We start from the raw sequence: 17,102 nt of genomic DNA, 5'->3' as shown, positions 1-17,102 counted from the left end.
CGGGGAGGAACCTGTGAAGGCGTACCAGCAGGGGTGGACCCTGCGGCGGCGGGTGGCCGCGCTGCTCGGCGTGGTGGTGGTGCTGCTGCTCGGGCTGGCCGGTGCGGAGGCGGCGGTCGCCGCGCAGAACCGGCAGAACATCGACGCGGTGCTGCTCAAGACCGGTCCGCTGCGCGTCCAGGCGCAGGAACTGATGAGCGTGCTGCTCGACCAGGAGACCTCGGTGCGCGGGTACGCGGTGAACGGGGACCGCAGCGACCTGGAGCCCTATCGGGAGGGCGTGCGGCGCGAGCAGAGCCTGGTCACCTCGATCCGCGATCTCTCCGCCGACTACCCGGACGTGCGCCGGTCGCTGGAGGTGGTGGAGCAGCAGACCGCGCAGTGGCGGACCCAGGTGGCCGAGCCGGTGATCACCACAGTCGAGCGGGACGGCCCGGCGGCCGGCCAGGCGCTGATCACTGATGCGACGCGCCAGCAGTTCGACGGCATCCGCACGTCGGTGAACACGCTCCAGGACGAGATCCTCACGGTCCGGCAGGAGACCGCCGACCGGGTCAACGAGACGAGCAACACGCTGGTCGTGCTGCTGATCATCGCCGCGCTGGTGGTGACGACGGCCGGCGTGGTCATGCTGGTCTCGCTGGACCGGATCCTGATCCGCCCGCTGGCCGACCTGGTCGGCCAGGTACGCGAGGTGGCCGACGGCGACTACCGGCACCGCATCGAGGGGTCCGGCCCGCCGGAGTTCCGTCGCCTCGCCGACGACATCGACCAGATGCGGATGAAGATCGCCCGCGAGCTGGACGAGGTACGCGAGGCGCGGGAGCGCATCGAGTGGGTCAACAGCCAGTTGCAGAAGCAGGCCGAGGAGCTGACCCGCTCCAACCGTGACCTGGAGCAGTTCGCGTACGTCGCCTCGCACGACCTCCAGGAGCCGCTGCGCAAGGTGGCGAGCTTCTGCCAGCTGCTGCAGCGGCGCTACGCCGGGCAGCTCGACGAGCGGGCCGACCAGTACATCGCGTTCGCGGTGGACGGCGCGCAGCGCATGCAGCGGCTGATCAACGACCTGCTGGCGTTCTCCCGGATCGGCCGGTTGACCACCGGTTTCACCGAGGTCGACCTGAACAAGGTGATGGGCGACGTGGCGGGGCAGACCGAGGCGGCGTTGCAGTACGCCGACGCGGACCTGACCTGGGGCGAGATGCCCACCATCCGCGGCGAGGAACCGCTGCTGACGAACCTGCTGGTCAACCTGGTCAGCAACTCGGTGAAGTTCCGCCGGCCCGACGTGCCGCCGAAGGTGCACGTGTCGGCGCGGCTGGTGGACGGCGAGTGGGAGATCAGCTGCCGGGACAACGGCATCGGGATCGAGCCGGAGTTCGCCGACAAGATCTTCGTGATCTTCCAGCGGCTGCACTCCAAGGACGCGTACCCGGGCACCGGCATCGGGCTGGCCATCGTCAAGAAGATCGTGGAATATCACGGCGGCCGGGTCTGGGTGGACACCGACACCGACGAGGGCACCACCATCCGGTTCACGCTGCCCGCGCTGGAGGCCGACATCGAGGCCGCCAAGGCGGCGGAGGCGGCGGACGAGGACACGGCGGATGCCGCGGAACCGGCCGACGCGCCGGCCGCCGACGGTGACCCGGCGGACGCCGGGCGGCAGCCGGACGGCGAGGCACGCGAAGAGCCGCCCGCGGAGGCGGACCGACACGGTACAAACGGTGGCATGAAGGAGACGGTGGCATGACCGCGCCCGCGGACGGCAAGAGCCCGATCGAGGTCCTGCTCGTCGAGGACGACCCCGGCGACGTGCTGATGACCCAGGAGGCGTTCGAGGAGCACAAGCTCCGCAACCGCCTCACCGTCGTCTCCGACGGCGCCGAGGCGCTCGCCTACCTGCGCCGCGAGGGCCGGTACGCGGACGCGGTGACGCCCGACCTGATCCTGCTCGACCTGAACCTGCCCCGCCGCGACGGCCGGGAGGTGCTCAAGGAGATCAAGAAGGACGAGGAACTGCGCCGCATCCCGGTCGTGGTGCTCACCACCTCGCAGGCCGACGAGGACATCCTGCGCAGCTACCAGCTGCACGCCAACGCCTACGTGACCAAGCCGGTGGACTTCGAGCGCTTCATCTCGGTGGTCCGCCAGATCGACGAGTTCTTCGTCAGCGTGGTCAAGCTGCCGCCGCGTGGCTGACCCGCTGCTGGACGACGTCGGCGCGCTGCTGAAGGAGGCGGCGGCCAAGGTCGTCGTGCCGTTGTTCCGCCGGCTCGACGCGTCCGACATCTCCGAGAAGGCGCCGGGCGAGGTGGTCACCGTCGCCGACCGCGAGGCCGAGGTGCTGATCTCCGAGGGCCTGCGGCGGCTGCGTCCCGGCTCGGTGGTGGTCGGCGAGGAGGCCGTCGCCGAGGACCCGGACCTGCTGCGGCACCTGCGCGGCAGCGGCGACGTGTGGCTCGTCGACCCGGTCGACGGCACCTCCAACTTCGCCGCCGGTCGCCGGCCGTTCGCGCTGATGGCGGCGCTGCTCACCGACGGCGTACCGGTGGCCTCCTGGGTGTACGACCCGCTCGACGGCACGATGGCGGCGTGTCGGCTCGGCGCCGGCACCGAGCTGGACGGGGCGTCGCTGAGCGCGCCGCCGGCCGAGCCGCGGGTGGGCGCGCTGCGCGGCACCGCGGCGACGAAGTTCCTGCCGCCGGACTTCCGCCGCCGGGTGGAGGAGGGCGGCCGCCGCATCGGTGAGCTGCTGCCCGGCCAGCACTGCGCGGGCCGGGAATACCTGGACGTGCTCACCGGCGAGCAGCAGTTCGTGCTGTTCTGGCGCACCCTGCCGTGGGACCACACACCCGGCACGTTGCTGGTGCGCGAGGCCGGTGGCGTGGCCCGCCGGTTCGACGGCGCCGACTACCACCCGGCCGACGACGGCCGGGGACTGCTGGTGGCGTCGAGCCCGGAGATCTGGGACGAGGTGAGCGCCGCCCTGCTGGGCGGTTGAGCGGCGTAGTGCGACGGGCGCGGCACGCTGCGTCGATGTCGGACGCCGTACGCCGTCGCCGGCCTGGCGCGTCGCGTGTGGTCCGGTATCGTGACCGGCGGTCTCCGCCAGCAGGCCGCCGTCCGGCGCCGGCGGAGACGCCGCTCGGTGTACGGGGGCCGGCGGTCGACGGAAGGACCAACACGTGCCCAGGACCAGCCCTACCGGCCGGCGCGTCCGGCGGTCGCTGCTCGCCGCGCTCGCCGCGGTGGCCGTGCTGCTCGGCTCCGGCGTGGCCGCCGGCCCGGCCGCCGCCGTACCCAGCCCGAACGCCCCGAACGAGGGCGGCAGCAAGCAGCTGCGGGCGGCGTTGGAGGCGGCGGCGAAGGGCCACATCGAGGCCCAGAACAAGCTGGAGAACTCCAAGCGCCGGCAGAAGGCGCTCGCCGCCCAGCTCAAGGACGTCGAGGTACGCCTCGTCGGGCTCAGCGCGCAGGCCGGTGAGGTCGCCGCGCAGTCGTACCGGATGGGCCGGCTGACCGCGACGTCGATGCTGCTCGCCAGCGCCGACCCGAACGACTTCCTCAAGCGCGCGGCCGAGCTGGACGTGATGGCCCAGCGGGACAGCAAGCGGCTGCGGGAGCTGGCCGACGCGAAGGCGCAGGCGGCCGAGGCGAAACTCGCCATCGACGCCGAGGTGCGCGAGCAGGCCAAGCAGGTCGCGGTGCAGGCCCGCAAGAAGAAGGACGCCGAGGTGGCGCTGGCGAAGGTCAGCTCCGGCGCCGGGTCCGGATTCAACGGCACCTCCTCGTCGGCGAAGCCCGCCCCGCGCAACTCGGACGGCTCGTGGCCGTCGGAGTCCTGCTCGGTGGACGACCCGACGCCCGCGTCCGGCTGCATCACGCCGCGCACGCTGCACATGCTCCAGCAGGCCAAGTCGGCCGGTTACAAGCGCTACGCCTCGTGTCACCGCAGCGGTGGCGGCGGCGAGCACCCCAAGGGCCGGGCCTGCGACTTCTCCGCCGCCAGCGGCGGGTTCGAGGACAAGACCGCCACCGGCGGCGACAAGGCGTACGGCGACAGCCTCGCCGCCTGGGCGAAGAACAACGCCAACCGACTCGGCATCATGTACGTCATCTGGTATCGGCAGATCTGGATGCCGAACACCGGCTGGCGCGCGTACAGCGGCGGTGGCAGCCCGGCAGCGGACCACACAAACCATGTTCACATCTCGATGTATTGACCCGGCCCGCCGCGAGCGCTGCGTAGCATCGCCACGGTGAGCAGCACATCGTCAGACGTCATCGCGGGACCGGCGGCCGACGCCCCGGTCCCGCCCCGGGCCCTGCCCAACGGGCTCGCCGCGTTCCTCGTCTTCCTCTCCAGCGGTGCCGTGCTGGTGCTGGAGACCGTGTCGCTGCGCCTGGTCGGCCCGTACGTCGGGGTGACCCTCCAGGTGACCAGCTCGGTGATCGGCATGGCGCTGGCCGCCATCGCGTACGGGGCGTGGTTCGGCGGGTGGCTCGCCGACCGGCGTGACCCGCGCACCCTGCTCGCTCCGGCGCTGGTGCTGGCCGGCATCGCCACCGCGGTCACGCTGCCGATCGTCAGGTACGCCGGTGAGGCGCTGCGCGGCGGCGCGGCGAGCGCGGTGCTCCTGCTGACCGCGCTCACCGTCCTGCTGCCGGCCGCGCTGCTGGCCGGGATCACCCCGCTCGTGGTGAAGCTCCAGCTCGCCGACCTGCGCCGCACCGGGCAGGTGGTGGGCAAACTGTCCGGCATCGGCACGCTCGGCGGCATCACCGCCACGCTCGGCACCGGCTTCGTGCTGGTGGCGGCGCTGTCCAGCACCGTCATCGTGCTGGGGCTGGCCGCCGTGCTCGGCGTGACCGGGCTGGCGCTCGGCTTCTGGCTGCGCCGGCAGGCCGGCCCGAGCGGGCTGTCCGCGCCGGGCCGGGTCAAGGCCGCGCTGGCGCTGCTCGGTCTGGCCGCCGCCGGGCTCACCGCCGCGGCGCCGAACCCGTGCGACGTGGAGACCGCCTACCACTGCGCCCGGGTCGAGGTGGACCCGTCGTGGCCGCAGGGACGCACGCTCTACCTCAACTCGGCCGAGCACTCGTACGTCGACCTGGGCGAGCCGACCCACCTGAAGTACGCGTACACGCAGTGGATCGGCCTGGTCGCGGACGTGGCGCGGCCGGCGAAGCAGCCGATCGACGCGCTGCACCTGGGCGGCGGCGGCTTCACCGTGCCGCACTACCTGGCCGCGACCCGGCCCGGCACCGACAACCTGGTGTTCGAGCTGGACGGCGGCCTGGTCGAGCTGGACCGGCGGGAGCTGGGCCTGCGTACCGGATCGGGGATGCGCGCCGAGGTGGGCGACGCGCGGGTGCTGCTGCGCGGCGAGCCGGCCGACAGCCGCGACCTCATCGTCGGCGACGCGTTCGGCCACCTGGTCGTGCCGTGGCACCTGGCGACCCGGGAGATGGCCGCCGACATCCGGCGGGTGCTGCGCCCGGACGGCATCTACGTGCAGAACGTCATCGACTACCCGCCGGGCCGGTTCATCCGGGCCGAACTGGCCACCGTGAAGGCCGAGTTCGCGCACGTCGCGCTGATCGCCCCGCCCGGCGCGATCGACGGGAAGCAGGGCGCCAACTTCGTGATCGTCGCCTCGGACGCGCCGCTGCCGCTCGCCGCGATCCCGCCCGGCCTCAAGCTGCTGCCCGAGCCGGCCTCGCTGATGGACGAGGCGGCGGTGACCGCATGGGTGGGCGACGCGATGGTGCTCACCGACGACTACGCGCCGGTGGACCAACTGCTCGCGACCGCCTGAACGGGTGACTTTCCTGACCGATTCCGACCGCTGAGGTGTACCAGGGTCGACTTCGGGCAACAGGACCGACCATGGGTGGACCGGTCAGGAACGGCGTGCAACTGCTCGGCGAGCGATATCGGCTCGTCGAGCAGTTGGGCGCGGGCGGCATGTCGGTCGTCTGGCGCGGCTACGACGAGGTGCTGGGCCGTCAGGTGGCGGTCAAGGTGCTGGCCTCGCGGCTGGCCAGCGACAAGGCGTTCCGGCACCGGATCCGGGTGGAGGCGCAGGCCGCCGCGCGGCTGTGCCACCCCAACATCACAAACGTGTACGACTACGGCGAGTCCGTGCAGGTCGGCCTGACCGTGCCGTACGTGGTCATGGAGCTTGTCGACGGCGGTCCGCTCAGCGGGCGGCTCGGCCGCGACGGGCAGCTTCCCTGGCGGGAGGCCATGACCATCGGCGCGGAGGTCGCCTCGGCGCTGGCCGCCGCGCACGCCCGTGGCGTGGTGCACCGGGACGTCACACCGGGCAACGTGATGCTGACCCCGACCGGGGTGAAGGTCGTCGACTTCGGCATCTCGGCGCTGGTGGGGGAGAGCGACAAGGGGCCGGACGGCGCGCTGCTCGGCACGCCGGCTTACCTCGCGCCGGAGCGGCTGGACAACGGGCACGTCTCGCCCGCCACCGACGTGTACGCGGTGGGGCTGCTGCTCTACCGGATGCTCACCGGCCGTCTGCCGTGGCAGGCCAGCACCACCACCGAGATGCTGCGCGCGCACATGTATCGCGACCCGGACCCGATGCCCGCGGTGCCGGGCCTGCCCGAGCCGGTCGCCGCGCTGGTACAGCGGTGCCTGGCGAAGCGCCCCGAGGACCGCCCGGCGACCGCCGAGGTGGCCCGTACGCTCGCCGAGGCAGCGGGTATCGCGGCGATCGTGCCGGTGTCGCCGGCGTTCGGCCGGATGGACCCGGCGCTCGCCGAGAACGCCGGCACCACGATCCTGCCCTGGTCGGCGGAGACCGACGCGCTGCCGTTCTCGGTGGTACGGACCCGCACGAGGCGGGCGGTGGCGCGGCGGCGCAAGGTGGAGGCCGGGGTCGCCGCCGTCGGGCTGATCGCCGTTACCGCCACGCTGTGGGGGCTGACGTCGCGGAGCCCGGCCAGCGGCGGGGTGGAACCGACCGAGGCGCGGATGAGCCTGCCCGAGCCGATCCCCTGTGCCGTCGACTACTCGCTGCGCCGCGACACCGGCAAGGACTTCTCCGCCGAGCTGACGCTCACCAACACCGGCGACCGGGAACTGCGCGGCTGGACCATGAACTTCACGTTCCCCGGCAAGCAGACGGTCACCACGGCCCAGCCCCCGGCACGTCAGGCGGGGCGTACCGTGTCGATCGCCGCACCGGCGACGGACCCGGCGCTGGCACCCGGCGCGTCGACGAAGCTGACGCTGGCCGGCCGCTACACCGGGAGCAACACGCTGCCTGTGGAGTTCACGCTCGGCGGCAGCACCTGCGGCGTGCAGGTCTCCGGCATCGCCGGCTCGGCGCCGACCACCGCGCCGCCGGTGAAGACGCCGGTCAAGCCGGCCACCAAGACCACCACCAAGAGCGGGCCGGCGAAGGCCAAGCCGGCGCCGGCGAAACCGAAGCCCAAGGCCGCGCCGAAGCCCAAGGGCAAGGAGGGGCCGAAGGGAAAAGCAAAGTAGACCGGCCGAAGGGGGGTGAGCACGGCAAGGGCAAGGGTCCGAAGAAGGGCTGAGGGTCAGGTCAGCGCGGAGAAGCGCTGCACCTGGGTGATGCCGCCCTCCACGATGAGGACGCTGTCCGCCTCCAGCACGGTGTCCGGCCCGGCGTACCGAAACGGTTCCCCGGCCTGCTTCTCACCCACCACCATCACGCCGTACCGGTCCTGCGGTGCGATGTCACGCAGCGACCGCCCGACCAGCGGCGCCGGCACCTTGATCTTGGCGATGGCGAAGTCGTCGTCGAACTCGATGAAGTCGAGCATCCGGCTGACGATCAGGTGCGCCACCCGCTCGCCGGTCTCCGCCTCCGGGAAGACCACGTGGTGCGCGCCCACCGAGTGCAGGATCTTCGCGTGCTTCTCCGAGGTGGCCCGCGCCCAGATCTGCTCGATCCCCAGCTCGGCCAGCGCCAGTACGGTGAGCACGCTCGCCTCCAGCGACGCCCCGATCGCGACCACGACCCGGCGGAAGTCCGCCAGCCCGAGCTGCCGCAGCGCCACCTCCTCGGTGCTGTCCGCCTGCACCACCCGGTCCAGGTCGGCCGACCAGTGCTGGACCCGGTTCGGGTCGTGGTCGATCGCCAGCACCTCGTAACCGAGGCGGGACAGGGAGTCCGCCAGGCGCGCGCCGAACCGGCCCAGGCCGATCACCGCGATGCCGGTCTCCTCCGGATGTCTAGCCGACAATGGGTTGCTCCTCCGGGTAGCGGTACAGCCGTCGACGGGTGTTCAACGCGATGGCCGAGCCGAGCGTGAGCGGCCCGATCCGGCCGATGTACATGAGCGCGGTCAGCACGTACTGGCCCGGCGGCGAGAGCTGCCCGGACACCCCGACGGTCAGGCCGGTGGTGCTGAACGCGGAGGTGACCTCGAACAACGCGGCCGAGAACGATATGTGCGAGGTCAGCGCGATCAGGCCGACCGTCCCGCCGGCCACGAGCGCCACGCTCAGCAGCGCCACGGTCAGCGCCTGCCGCTGGCTGGCCGCCGCCACCCGGCGGCGCCCGACAGTGGTGTCCGGTTCGCCCCGCAGCTCGGCCCAGATGGCGAAGCCGAGCAGGAAGAACGTGGAGACCTTGATGCCGCCGGCGGTGCTGGCGCTGCCGCCGCCGATGAACATCAGGCCGATCAGCATCGGGTAGCTCTCGTCGGTGAGGTGCCCGACGCTTATGACGTCGAAGCCGCCGGTACGGCTCAACGCGATCTGGGTGAACGACGCCAGCAGCTTGCCCGGCACGTCGTACGTGCCGATCGTGAACGGGTTGCCCCACTCTGCCATCAGCAGGTAGGCGACGCCGAAGACGGTCAGTACCACGCTGCCCCAGACGGTCAGCTTCGTGGCGACCGCCCAGCGCGCGGGCTGCCGCCACTCGCGTACCGCCTCGAACAGCGCCGGGAAACCGAGCCCGCCGATGATCGCGCCGACGCTGAGCGGTAGCGCCACCCAGCCGTCGCGGGAGAACGCGATCAGGCCGTCGGAGTAGAGGGTGAACCCGCCGTTGTTGAACGCCTGCACCGAGTGGAACACCGCCGACCAGAGCGCCCGGCCCGGACGGTAGTCGTACGCCAGGAACAGGCGCGCGGCGATCACCGCCGTCATCAGCGCCTCGGTGACGAAGACGGTCGCCGCGATGCGCAGCAGCAGCCGGCGTACGTCGCCGAGGCCGAACTCGGCGGTCTCCGCCTGCACGAGCAGCCGGTTCCGCAGGCCGAGCTGGCGGGAGACGGCCAGGATCACCAGCGACGCCCCGGTCAGGATGCCCAGACCACCGAGCTGCGTCAGCACGGTGATCATCACGAGTCCGAAGCCGTTCCAGTAGTTCGGCGTGTCGGTCACCGCCATCCCGGTCACCGACACCGCCGACGTGGACGTGAACAGCGCGGTGACGAACGGGGTGTACCGCTGCTCGCTGGTGGCCCAGGGCAGCATGAGCAGGCCGGTGCCGGCCAGGATCACCGCCAGGAACCCCAACGGCACCAGCCGTACGGGCTTCCGGAGCAGGCGGCGCACCCCGTCATCTTCCGTCCGGAGATTCACCGGCAGGTCAGGAACCGACCAACTGGCGGTCAACCACGCCCGGTCTGCTGTGCGTACCCATCGACGACAGGAGACGGCGTTGCGACGTACCCTTTCCGCCCTCGGCGTGGCCGGCGCGCTGCTCGCGGCGGCCGCAGTGGTGGTGCCGGCCGTGACCGCCCAGGCCGGCCCCGACCACCGCGCCGCCGAGCAGGCCCGCCCGGCTCAGCGGCCGATCGTGATCGGTCACCGCGGCGCGAGCGGCTACCGCCCGGAGCACACCCTGGAGGCCTACCGGCTCGCCATCCGCCAGGGCGCCGACTTCATCGAGCCGGACCTGGTCTCGACCAGGGACGGCGTCCTGGTCGCGCGGCACGAGAACGAGATCTCCGGTACGACGGACGTGGGCGCCCGCCCCGAGTTCGCCGCCCGCAAGGCGACGAAGACCATCGACGGGGTGACAGTCACCGGCTGGTTCACCGAGGACTTCACGCTGGCCGAGCTGAAGACGCTGCGGGCCAAGGAGCGGCTGCCGCAGGTGCGGGTCGCCAACACCGCGTTCGACGGCAAATTCGAGATCCCGACGTTCCAGGAGGTCATCGACCTGGCGCGGACCGAGTCGAAGGCCCGCGGCCGGACCATCGGCGTCTACCCGGAGACCAAGCACCCGACCTACTTCGCCTCGATCGGTCGCGCCTTGGAGGAGCCGCTGGTGGCGGTGCTGCGCCGCAACCGGCTCACCCACCGGAACGACCCGGTGTTCGTGCAGAGCTTCGAGACCGCCAACCTGCGCAAGCTCGACACGATGATCGACGTACGGTTGGTGCAGCTCATGGACGCGTCCGGCGCGCCCTACGACTTCGTCGCGGGCGGCGACAAGCGGACGTACGCGGACCTTGCGACGCCCGCGGGACTGGCCTGGATCTCCCGGTACGCCGACGGCGTCGGCCTGAACAAGAACCTGATCGTGCCCCGGGACTCCGCCGGACGGCTGCTCGCGCCGACGTCGGTGATCCGGGACGCGCACCGGCAGAAGCTGGTGGTGCACGCGTGGACGTTCCGGGCCGAGAACCAGTTCCTGCCTGTGGACTTCCGGATCGGCACCGACCCGAACGCGCGTGGTGACATCACGTCCGAGTACGAGCTGTTCTTCGACCTGGGCCTGGACGGCGTGTTCAGCGACCACCCCGACACGGCGGTTGCCGCCCGAGCCGGCCGCTGACCCTGCTTCCCTGTGACGGGGTGCCCGCCGCAAGCGGCGGGCACCCCGCCGTGCTTTGTCGCGCTCGGCGGCCCCCGAGATCTTGGTACGAAACGGCCCCTCCAAGGGCCATTCCGTACCAAGATCTCCCCCGTGGAGGGGTCGCCTCGCCGATCTTGGACTTATGGCACCTCGCGAAGCGCCTTAATCCGGACATCCTGGGCGCCACAACTCCAAGATCGGCGGTGGCGGGCGGTGGCGGGCGGTGGCGGGCGGGGCTTGTCGTGCGGGGCGGGCGCCACTTCGGGGAAGTGGCTGCTTCCGGGCGGGATGATGCCGCCACCTCGGCGTAGTGGAGTTGATCAGGCCGGCGGTTCGGCTACGTAGGTGCCTCGGCCGGGCTGGCCGGTGATCAGCTCGCGATCGTGCAGCAACGAGAGAGCGCGGGACGCCGTGTTCATGTGGACGCCATAGGCCTCGGCGAGTTCACGGGTCGAGGGCAGCTTGTCGCCGGGCTTCAACTCGCCACTCTTGATCTTTGCGGCGAGTTCGTTGGCGATCTGACGATATGGCGCTTCGGCTGTAGGCATGGTGAGGACTCCGGTCGGTTCGGCACCTCCGATCATGCCGGGCCTACACCAGTAACTGCAACAAGCAGAAAGCCCGATGTGGACGCTCGACCTACACAGGTATTTTGGGTAGGCTGACCCGCGTCCGGCTCCGGTTGGTTCGGCAAACCTCGGGAGTCGGACCCGGATTGGGCTCCGGGGTCGTACCGCCGAACGGGCTGCGGTCTCGGGGTCGGCGGCCCGCCCGCGTCCCCTGTCTGCGGGCGGGCCGCCTCCACGGCTCGGTGAGGAGGATCGGCGTGCGTAACGTGCTCAACCTGTTCCAGCCATCCGGGCGACGTGGCAAGGGCGGCCCGCCGAACCAGGGCTGGTACCGCTCGGACTCGTGCCGGCCGCTGAGCGTCGGGCAGATCCGCGAGCGGAGGTTCCGCACGGTGCGGCACGGGCTCGACCCGGCGGAGGTGCACGCCTTCCTCTACCGGGTGGCCGGTGACCTGGCGCTGGCCCGGCGTGACGCGTCCCGGTACGCCGAGGAGAACACGCGCATCAAGGCGGCGCTCAAGAGCTGGCAGTCCCGATTCACCCCGGGCGCGCAGCGGTGAGCCGGGAGCGGTTCGTCGTACACCTGCCGATTCTCGCGGCCGACCTCGACGGCGCGCGGGGGTTCGCGCGGGCCATCTGCCGGGCTCTCGGGTTCCTGGCCGACGTGGAGCGCGCCGGGACCACCGTGTCGCGGGAGGACGAGCAGTCCGTACGCCACTGGGTCTGGTGCGACCGCCCGCGCGGCGGTGGCCGACGATGCGCACGGGCGGCCGACCACGACGGGGACTGCGGCGGGCGGTGAGCGGGGCGCGATGGCGTGGGGCGACATTCCCGGCGCGGCGTGCGTGGTGGGTACGGCCATCCCGGGTCGGTGCGGTTACGTGGCGATGTCCGGCGTTGTAACGTGCGGCCACCCCGTCCCGGGGACTTGTGTGCGCCGACCACATAGCCCGTGGGTGACGTCACTTCTAGCGTGAGCCGACAACTGACATTCCCCCTGTCCTCACCTGGAGTCGCAATGACGATCCGGCACACGCGACGGGTGTTCCTTACCGCCGCCACCTCGGTGGCGGTCGCTCTGGCCGCCACGGCCTGTGGCAGCCCGCAGGACACCGCATCCGGCGGCGGCGATGCCGCCCCGGTCAAGGTCGGTCTGGTCTACTCCCAGTCCGGGCCGCTCGCCAGCTACGGCAAGCAGTACATCGAGGGTTTCAAGGCGGGCCTCGACTTCGCCACGAAGGGCACCGGCAAGGTCGGTGACCGCACGATCGAGGTGACCGAGGCCGACGACGCGGGCGACCCGGCCAAGGCCGTGTCCGCCGCGAAGGACCTGATCGGCAAGGGTACGAAGATCATCGCCGGGTCCACCTCCTCCGGGGTGGCGCTCCAGGTGGCGCCGATCGCCGCGCAGAACAAGGTGCTGTTCATCTCCGGCCCGGCCGCCACGGACGCGGTGACCGGCGCGAACAAGTACACGTTCCGTTCCGGCCGGCAGTCGTGGCAGGACGTGGTGACCGCCCGGTCGTTCATCGGCGACGCGGGCGGCAAGAAGGTCGTCGTGTTCGCGCAGGACGGCGCGTTCGGCGACGCGAACGAGGCCGCCGTCAAGGCCGTCATCGGCGGCGCCGGTGCGAACGTGAGCAGCGTCCGGGCCCCGGCCAGCGCCACCGAGTTCACGCCGTTCGCCAGCCAGATCAAGGCCGCCAAGCCGGACCTGCTCTTCGTCGCCTGGGCGGGCACCACCGCCGGCGCCATGTGGCAGACGCTCGACCAGCAGGGCGTCCTCGCCTCCACCACCGTCGTCACCGGCCTGGACATCCGCGCCTCGTGGCCGACGTTCGGCGCGGCCGGCAGCAAGATCTCGTTCCTGTCGCACTACTTCGACGGGGCGAGCGACACCGAGGCCGCCAAGGCCGCGAAGGCGAAGGTGCCGGGCGGCACGCTCGACCTGTTCCACCCGGACGGGTTCGCCGCCGCGCAGATGGTCGTCCGGGCCGTGCAGGAGGGCGGCGACGACGTGGAGAAGATGGTCAAGGCGCTGGAGGGCTGGGAGTTCGAGGGCGTCAAGGGCACCATGAAGATCCGCGCCGAGGACCACGCCCTGCTCCAGCCGATGTACCAGGCGAAGCTCTCCGGCAGCGGCACCGCCTTCACGGCGACCGCGCAGAAGTCGCTCACCGGTGACGAGAGCGCGCCGCCGGTCGCGCAGATGAAGGGCTGACCCGTGCTCGCCACCCGCGGTCTGACCTGGCGGATCGGTGAGGTCGCCATCGTCGACTCCGTCTACCTCGATCTGGCGCCGGGGGAGTTCCTCGGCGTGATCGGGCCCAACGGCGCCGGCAAGACCTCCCTGTTCAACCTGATCACCGGCCTGCGCCGGCCCACCGAGGGCACGGTCCTGCTGGACGGCGCGGACATCACCGCGCTCCCGCCGCACCGGCGTGCCCGGCTCGGACTGGGGCGTACCTTCCAGGCGTCCTCGGTCTTCGGCTCGCTGAGCGTGCGGGAGAACGTCCGGCTCGCCGTACAGGCACACCGGGGTGGCTCGATGAAGCTGTGGCGGCGGGCGGCGGCCGACCGGGAGGTGGCCGCCGCCGCCGACGCGGCGCTCGACCGGGTCGGCCTGCACCACAGGGGTACGGCGCTCGCCGGCACCCTTGCCCACGGCGAGAAGCGCAAGCTGGAGATCGCGCTGCTGCTCGCCGGTGAGCCCCGGGTGATGCTGCTGGACGAGCCGATGGCCGGGGTGAGCGCCGAGGACGTGCCCGAGCTGGTCAGCGTGATCAAGTCGTTGACCGGCGACAGCGGCCGGGCGGTGCTCATGGTGGAACACCACATGGACGTGATCCTGGAACTGGCCGACCGGATCGCCGTGATGCACCACGGCGCGCTGCTGGCGTGCGACACCCCGGACACGGTGATGGCGAACGCCACCGTGCAGGAGGCGTACCTGGGGGAGGCGCTCTAATGGCGGAACCTGTCCTGTCCGTGGCGGACCTGTCCGTGCGGATCGCCGGGCTGCACATCCTCCAGGGGGTGTCGTTCGAGGTCGCGCCCACCGGCGTCACGGTGCTGCTCGGGCGCAACGGCGTCGGCAAGACCACCACGTTGCGCGCGATCGTCGGGCTGACGCCGCGCGGCGGCGAGGTGCGCGGCAGCGTACGCATGGGAGCGCGCAGCCTGCTGGCCCGCCCCACTCACCGGCTGGTCCGCGACGGCCTCGGCTACGTGCCGGAGGACCGCTGCGTCTTCGCCGCGCTCACCGTCGCGGAGAACCTGCGGCTGGCCGAGCGGCGGGGCGTCACGCCCGCGTACGACAAGGTCTTCGCTCTTTTCCCGGAGCTGGAGCGGCGCGGACGGCAACGGGCCGGCTCGCTGTCCGGCGGGCAGCAGCAGATGCTCGCGATCGGCCGGGTGCTGCTGAACGACAACCGGCTGCTGCTTGTCGACGAGCCGACGAAAGGGCTGGCACCGAAGGTGGTGACCGAGGTGGCCGAGGTGCTGGAACGGGTCGCGGAATCCGTGCCGGTGCTGCTGGTCGAGCAGAACCTGGCGGTGGTACGGCGGCTGGCGACCGACGCGGTGGTGCTCTCCGCCGGCAAGGTCGCCTGGACCGGCGACGCCCGCGAGCTGCTGCTGGAGACGGCGCTGACGAAGTCGTTGCTCGGTGTGGGTTCTGGCTCCGGGGAGGTGCACGCGTGAACACGGTGGTCCTGTTGACGCTGACCGGGCTGGGCCTGGCGGCGCTCTACTTCCTCGTGGCCTCCGGCCTGTCCCTCGTGTTCGGCCTCGCCGACGTGCTCAACTTCGCGCACGGGCTGTTCCTCGGCGTCGGCGCGTACGCGACCTGGTGGGCCTCGGGCAACCTGCCCGGCGCCGGACCGGACGGGTTCGGGTTCGTGCTGGCTGTCGTCTTCGGTGTGCTGGCCGGTTCGCTCGTCGCGGTGCTGGTGGAGCTGGTGCTGATCCGGCCGCTCTACTCCCGCACCATCGAACAGGTGCTCGTCACCGTCGGCCTGTCGCTCGCCGGGGTGGCGCTGCTCCAGGCCACCTGGGGCGCCGACCCGCGGCCGTTCCCGCGACCGGACTGGAGCCGGGGCGTGACATCGGTGCTCGGCGCCCAGGTGCCGAACGCCGGGCTGCTGCTGATCGTCGCCGCCGCTGTGGTGCTCGGGGCGCTGCTGGCGTTCCTGCGCTGGACCCGGTACGGCCTGATCATCCGGGCCGGCGTGGAGAACCGGGAGATGGTGACAGCCCTCGGCATCGACGTGCGCAAGGCGTTCACGCTGGTCTTCGCGATCGGCGGGGCCGCCGCCGCGCTGGCCGGCGCGCTCGGTGGCGTCTACTTCGGCACCGTCTCGCCGGGGCAGGGCGGCTCACTGCTGATCTTCGCGTTCATCGTGGTGGTGATCGGCGGGATGGGCTCGGTGGTCGGGTCCGCGTACGCGGCGGTCGCGGTGGGGCTGCTGCAACAGTTCGTCAACTACTACGGCACGTCCGGGCTGGGCGACCTGTGCGTGGTCGGTCTGCTCGCCGTGGTGCTGCTGCTGCGTCCGCAGGGCCTGGCCGGAAAGGTGGCTCACGCATGACCAACTCGGTGGTCGACGCGCCTCCGGCGCAGGTGCCCGACGAACTGACCCCCGGGCGTTCCCGCTGGCACGGCCTGCGTCCGTACCTGCCGTTGGTGGCCCTGGTGGTGGCGGCCGTGCTGCCGTACTCCACGCTGCACCTGCCCGGGATCTTCGAGGGGCCGCTGAACTCGCCCGGCACGCTGCAACTGCTCGCCATCTGCTTGGTGTTCGGCGGGCTCGCGGCCGGCTACGACCTGCTGTTCGGGCGTACCGGGATGCTCTCCTTCGGCCACGCCCTCTACTTCGCCGCCGGGGTCTACGGCACCGACATCCTGGTCACCAAGGCCGGGCTGCCGCTGTGGCAGGCGGCAGTGCTCACGGTGATCGGCGGGACCACGCTCGCCGCGCTGCTCGGCGCGGTGGCCCTGCGGACGGTGGGCATCGCGTTCGCCATGGTGACGCTGGCGTTCGCGCAGGTCGGGGCGATCCTGGTGGCCCGCGACTTCGGCGGCCTCACCGGTGGCGAGGAGGGCCTGCCACTGGACGTGTCGGGGCTGCCGGCTGCCCTGGTGGGCGTCACCAACACGGTGAACCTGTACTGGCTGGCGCTCGCGTACCTGGCCATAGTGGTCCTCGTGGTGCACCGGGTCAGCGCCTCGCCGACCGGGCGGGTGCTGGCCGGTCTGCGCGACGACGAGCGGCGGATCGGGGTGCTCGGGCTCGACCCGTACCGGTTCAAGCTGGTCGCGTTCACGCTGGCCGGCGGCCTCGCGTCGGCCGGTGGGGTGGTGTACGTGCTGATCGTCGGCGGCGCCAGCCCGCACATCACGTCGTCGGAGCTGACGCTGTCGCTGCTGGTCATGGTGGTGCTCGGCGGCCCCGGTACGCGGTGGGGGCCGGTGCTGGGCGGCGTCCTCTACATGTACCTGGACCACCGGCTCACCGCGTTCGGCAGCAGCGACGCGGTGAACGCCCTCCCGGCGTTCCTGAGTCACCCGCTGAGCCAGCCCCTGTTCGTCCTGGGCACGGTGTTCATCCTGGCCGTCTACTTCTTCCCCGGCGGCCTGGCCAGCCTCCGCTCCCGCCTGACCCCCGTCCTGACGGCCCTCCGCCGCCCTCGCTGACGGCTCCCATCCCCCTCCCTTCACCCCGTT

Annotated in this window: 17 protein-coding genes; 14 read left to right on the top strand and 3 right to left on the bottom strand. The window is 71.8% G+C overall.

Annotated elements, in window-relative coordinates; translation table 11 throughout:
- Positions 1-13 precede the first annotated feature (13 nt).
- The 6 genes from IRY44_RS18155 (at position 14) to IRY44_RS18130 (ending at position 7,510) form a co-directional block, all read left to right on the top strand.
- A complete protein-coding gene (locus IRY44_RS18155; protein ID WP_194801488.1) occupies positions 14-1,753 on the top strand; it encodes an ATP-binding protein in 1,740 nt (579 codons plus the stop codon).
- Positions 1,750-2,202 carry a response regulator gene (locus IRY44_RS18150; protein ID WP_194801487.1) on the top strand — a complete coding sequence of 151 codons (453 nt, stop codon included), beginning with the start codon at positions 1,750-1,752 and terminating at the stop codon, positions 2,200-2,202. The genes IRY44_RS18155 and IRY44_RS18150 overlap by 4 nt, the downstream gene beginning before the upstream one ends.
- The gene (locus IRY44_RS18145) at positions 2,195-3,004 is read left to right on the top strand and encodes an inositol monophosphatase family protein (protein WP_194801486.1); all 810 of its coding nucleotides are present in this window, start codon (positions 2,195-2,197) and stop codon (positions 3,002-3,004) included. The genes IRY44_RS18150 and IRY44_RS18145 overlap by 8 nt, the downstream gene beginning before the upstream one ends.
- Before the next feature lie 184 nt (positions 3,005-3,188).
- The gene (locus tag IRY44_RS18140) at positions 3,189-4,226 is read left to right on the top strand and encodes a hypothetical protein (RefSeq protein ID WP_194801485.1); all 1,038 of its coding nucleotides are present in this window, start codon (positions 3,189-3,191) and stop codon (positions 4,224-4,226) included.
- Between the two features lie 36 nt (positions 4,227-4,262).
- Complete coding sequence (locus tag IRY44_RS18135) at positions 4,263-5,819, top strand: fused MFS/spermidine synthase (RefSeq protein WP_194801484.1); 1,557 nt, start codon at positions 4,263-4,265, stop codon at positions 5,817-5,819.
- A gap of 71 nt (positions 5,820-5,890) precedes the next feature.
- Complete coding sequence (locus IRY44_RS18130) at positions 5,891-7,510, top strand: serine/threonine-protein kinase (RefSeq protein ID WP_194801483.1); 1,620 nt, start codon at positions 5,891-5,893, stop codon at positions 7,508-7,510.
- Positions 7,511-7,566: 56 nt separating this feature from the next.
- On the opposite strand, the gene IRY44_RS18125 is transcribed toward IRY44_RS18130, so the two are convergent.
- Both IRY44_RS18125 and IRY44_RS18120 read right to left on the bottom strand, forming a co-directional pair.
- Positions 7,567-8,235: a TrkA family potassium uptake protein gene (locus IRY44_RS18125; protein WP_194801482.1), complete on the bottom strand. Its 669-nt coding sequence runs from the start codon at positions 8,233-8,235 to the stop codon at positions 7,567-7,569.
- Positions 8,225-9,559, bottom strand: coding sequence for a TrkH family potassium uptake protein (locus IRY44_RS18120; protein ID WP_194801481.1), 1,335 nt, complete (start codon positions 9,557-9,559; stop codon positions 8,225-8,227). The genes IRY44_RS18125 and IRY44_RS18120 overlap by 11 nt, the downstream gene beginning before the upstream one ends.
- A gap of 106 nt (positions 9,560-9,665) precedes the next feature.
- Between IRY44_RS18120 and IRY44_RS18115 the strand changes: the two genes are divergently transcribed.
- Entirely contained in the window at positions 9,666-10,787 is a 1,122-nt protein-coding gene (locus IRY44_RS18115; protein WP_194801480.1) for a glycerophosphodiester phosphodiesterase, read from the top strand.
- 341 nt (positions 10,788-11,128) lie between these two features.
- On the opposite strand, the gene IRY44_RS18110 is transcribed toward IRY44_RS18115, so the two are convergent.
- On the bottom strand, positions 11,129-11,392 hold the full coding sequence (locus IRY44_RS18110) for a GntR family transcriptional regulator (RefSeq protein ID WP_305070331.1): 264 nt from the start codon (positions 11,390-11,392) through the stop codon (positions 11,129-11,131).
- A gap of 242 nt (positions 11,393-11,634) precedes the next feature.
- Here IRY44_RS18110 and IRY44_RS18105 point away from each other — a divergent pair, with 242 nt between their 5' ends.
- The 7 genes from IRY44_RS18105 to IRY44_RS18075 all read left to right on the top strand — a co-directional run bounded on the left by IRY44_RS18105 (position 11,635) and on the right by IRY44_RS18075 (position 17,072).
- Entirely contained in the window at positions 11,635-11,937 is a 303-nt protein-coding gene (locus IRY44_RS18105; protein WP_194801479.1) for a DivIVA domain-containing protein, read from the top strand.
- Positions 11,934-12,179 (top strand): hypothetical protein, encoded by a 246-nt coding sequence (locus IRY44_RS18100; protein ID WP_194801478.1) that lies wholly within the window; start codon positions 11,934-11,936, stop codon positions 12,177-12,179. The genes IRY44_RS18105 and IRY44_RS18100 overlap by 4 nt, the downstream gene beginning before the upstream one ends.
- Before the next feature lie 216 nt (positions 12,180-12,395).
- The gene (locus tag IRY44_RS18095) at positions 12,396-13,598 is read left to right on the top strand and encodes a substrate-binding domain-containing protein (RefSeq protein ID WP_128136766.1); all 1,203 of its coding nucleotides are present in this window, start codon (positions 12,396-12,398) and stop codon (positions 13,596-13,598) included.
- Between the two features lie 3 nt (positions 13,599-13,601).
- Positions 13,602-14,345: an ABC transporter ATP-binding protein gene (locus IRY44_RS18090; RefSeq protein ID WP_013288706.1), complete on the top strand. Its 744-nt coding sequence runs from the start codon at positions 13,602-13,604 to the stop codon at positions 14,343-14,345.
- Entirely contained in the window at positions 14,345-15,079 is a 735-nt protein-coding gene (locus IRY44_RS18085; RefSeq protein WP_194801477.1) for an ABC transporter ATP-binding protein, read from the top strand. The genes IRY44_RS18090 and IRY44_RS18085 overlap by 1 nt, the downstream gene beginning before the upstream one ends.
- Positions 15,076-15,966, top strand: coding sequence for a branched-chain amino acid ABC transporter permease (locus IRY44_RS18080; protein WP_091426567.1), 891 nt, complete (start codon positions 15,076-15,078; stop codon positions 15,964-15,966). The genes IRY44_RS18085 and IRY44_RS18080 overlap by 4 nt, the downstream gene beginning before the upstream one ends.
- Complete coding sequence (locus IRY44_RS18075) at positions 15,963-17,072, top strand: branched-chain amino acid ABC transporter permease (protein WP_194801476.1); 1,110 nt, start codon at positions 15,963-15,965, stop codon at positions 17,070-17,072. The genes IRY44_RS18080 and IRY44_RS18075 overlap by 4 nt, the downstream gene beginning before the upstream one ends.
- The last annotated feature ends 30 nt before the right edge of the window (positions 17,073-17,102 follow it).

This window comes from Micromonospora sp. ANENR4, from assembly GCF_015354395.1.
In the GTDB taxonomy this organism is placed as follows: Bacteria; Actinomycetota; Actinomycetes; order Mycobacteriales; family Micromonosporaceae; genus Micromonospora; species Micromonospora aurantiaca.
This window is presented reverse-complemented; position numbering and strand designations above follow the sequence as displayed.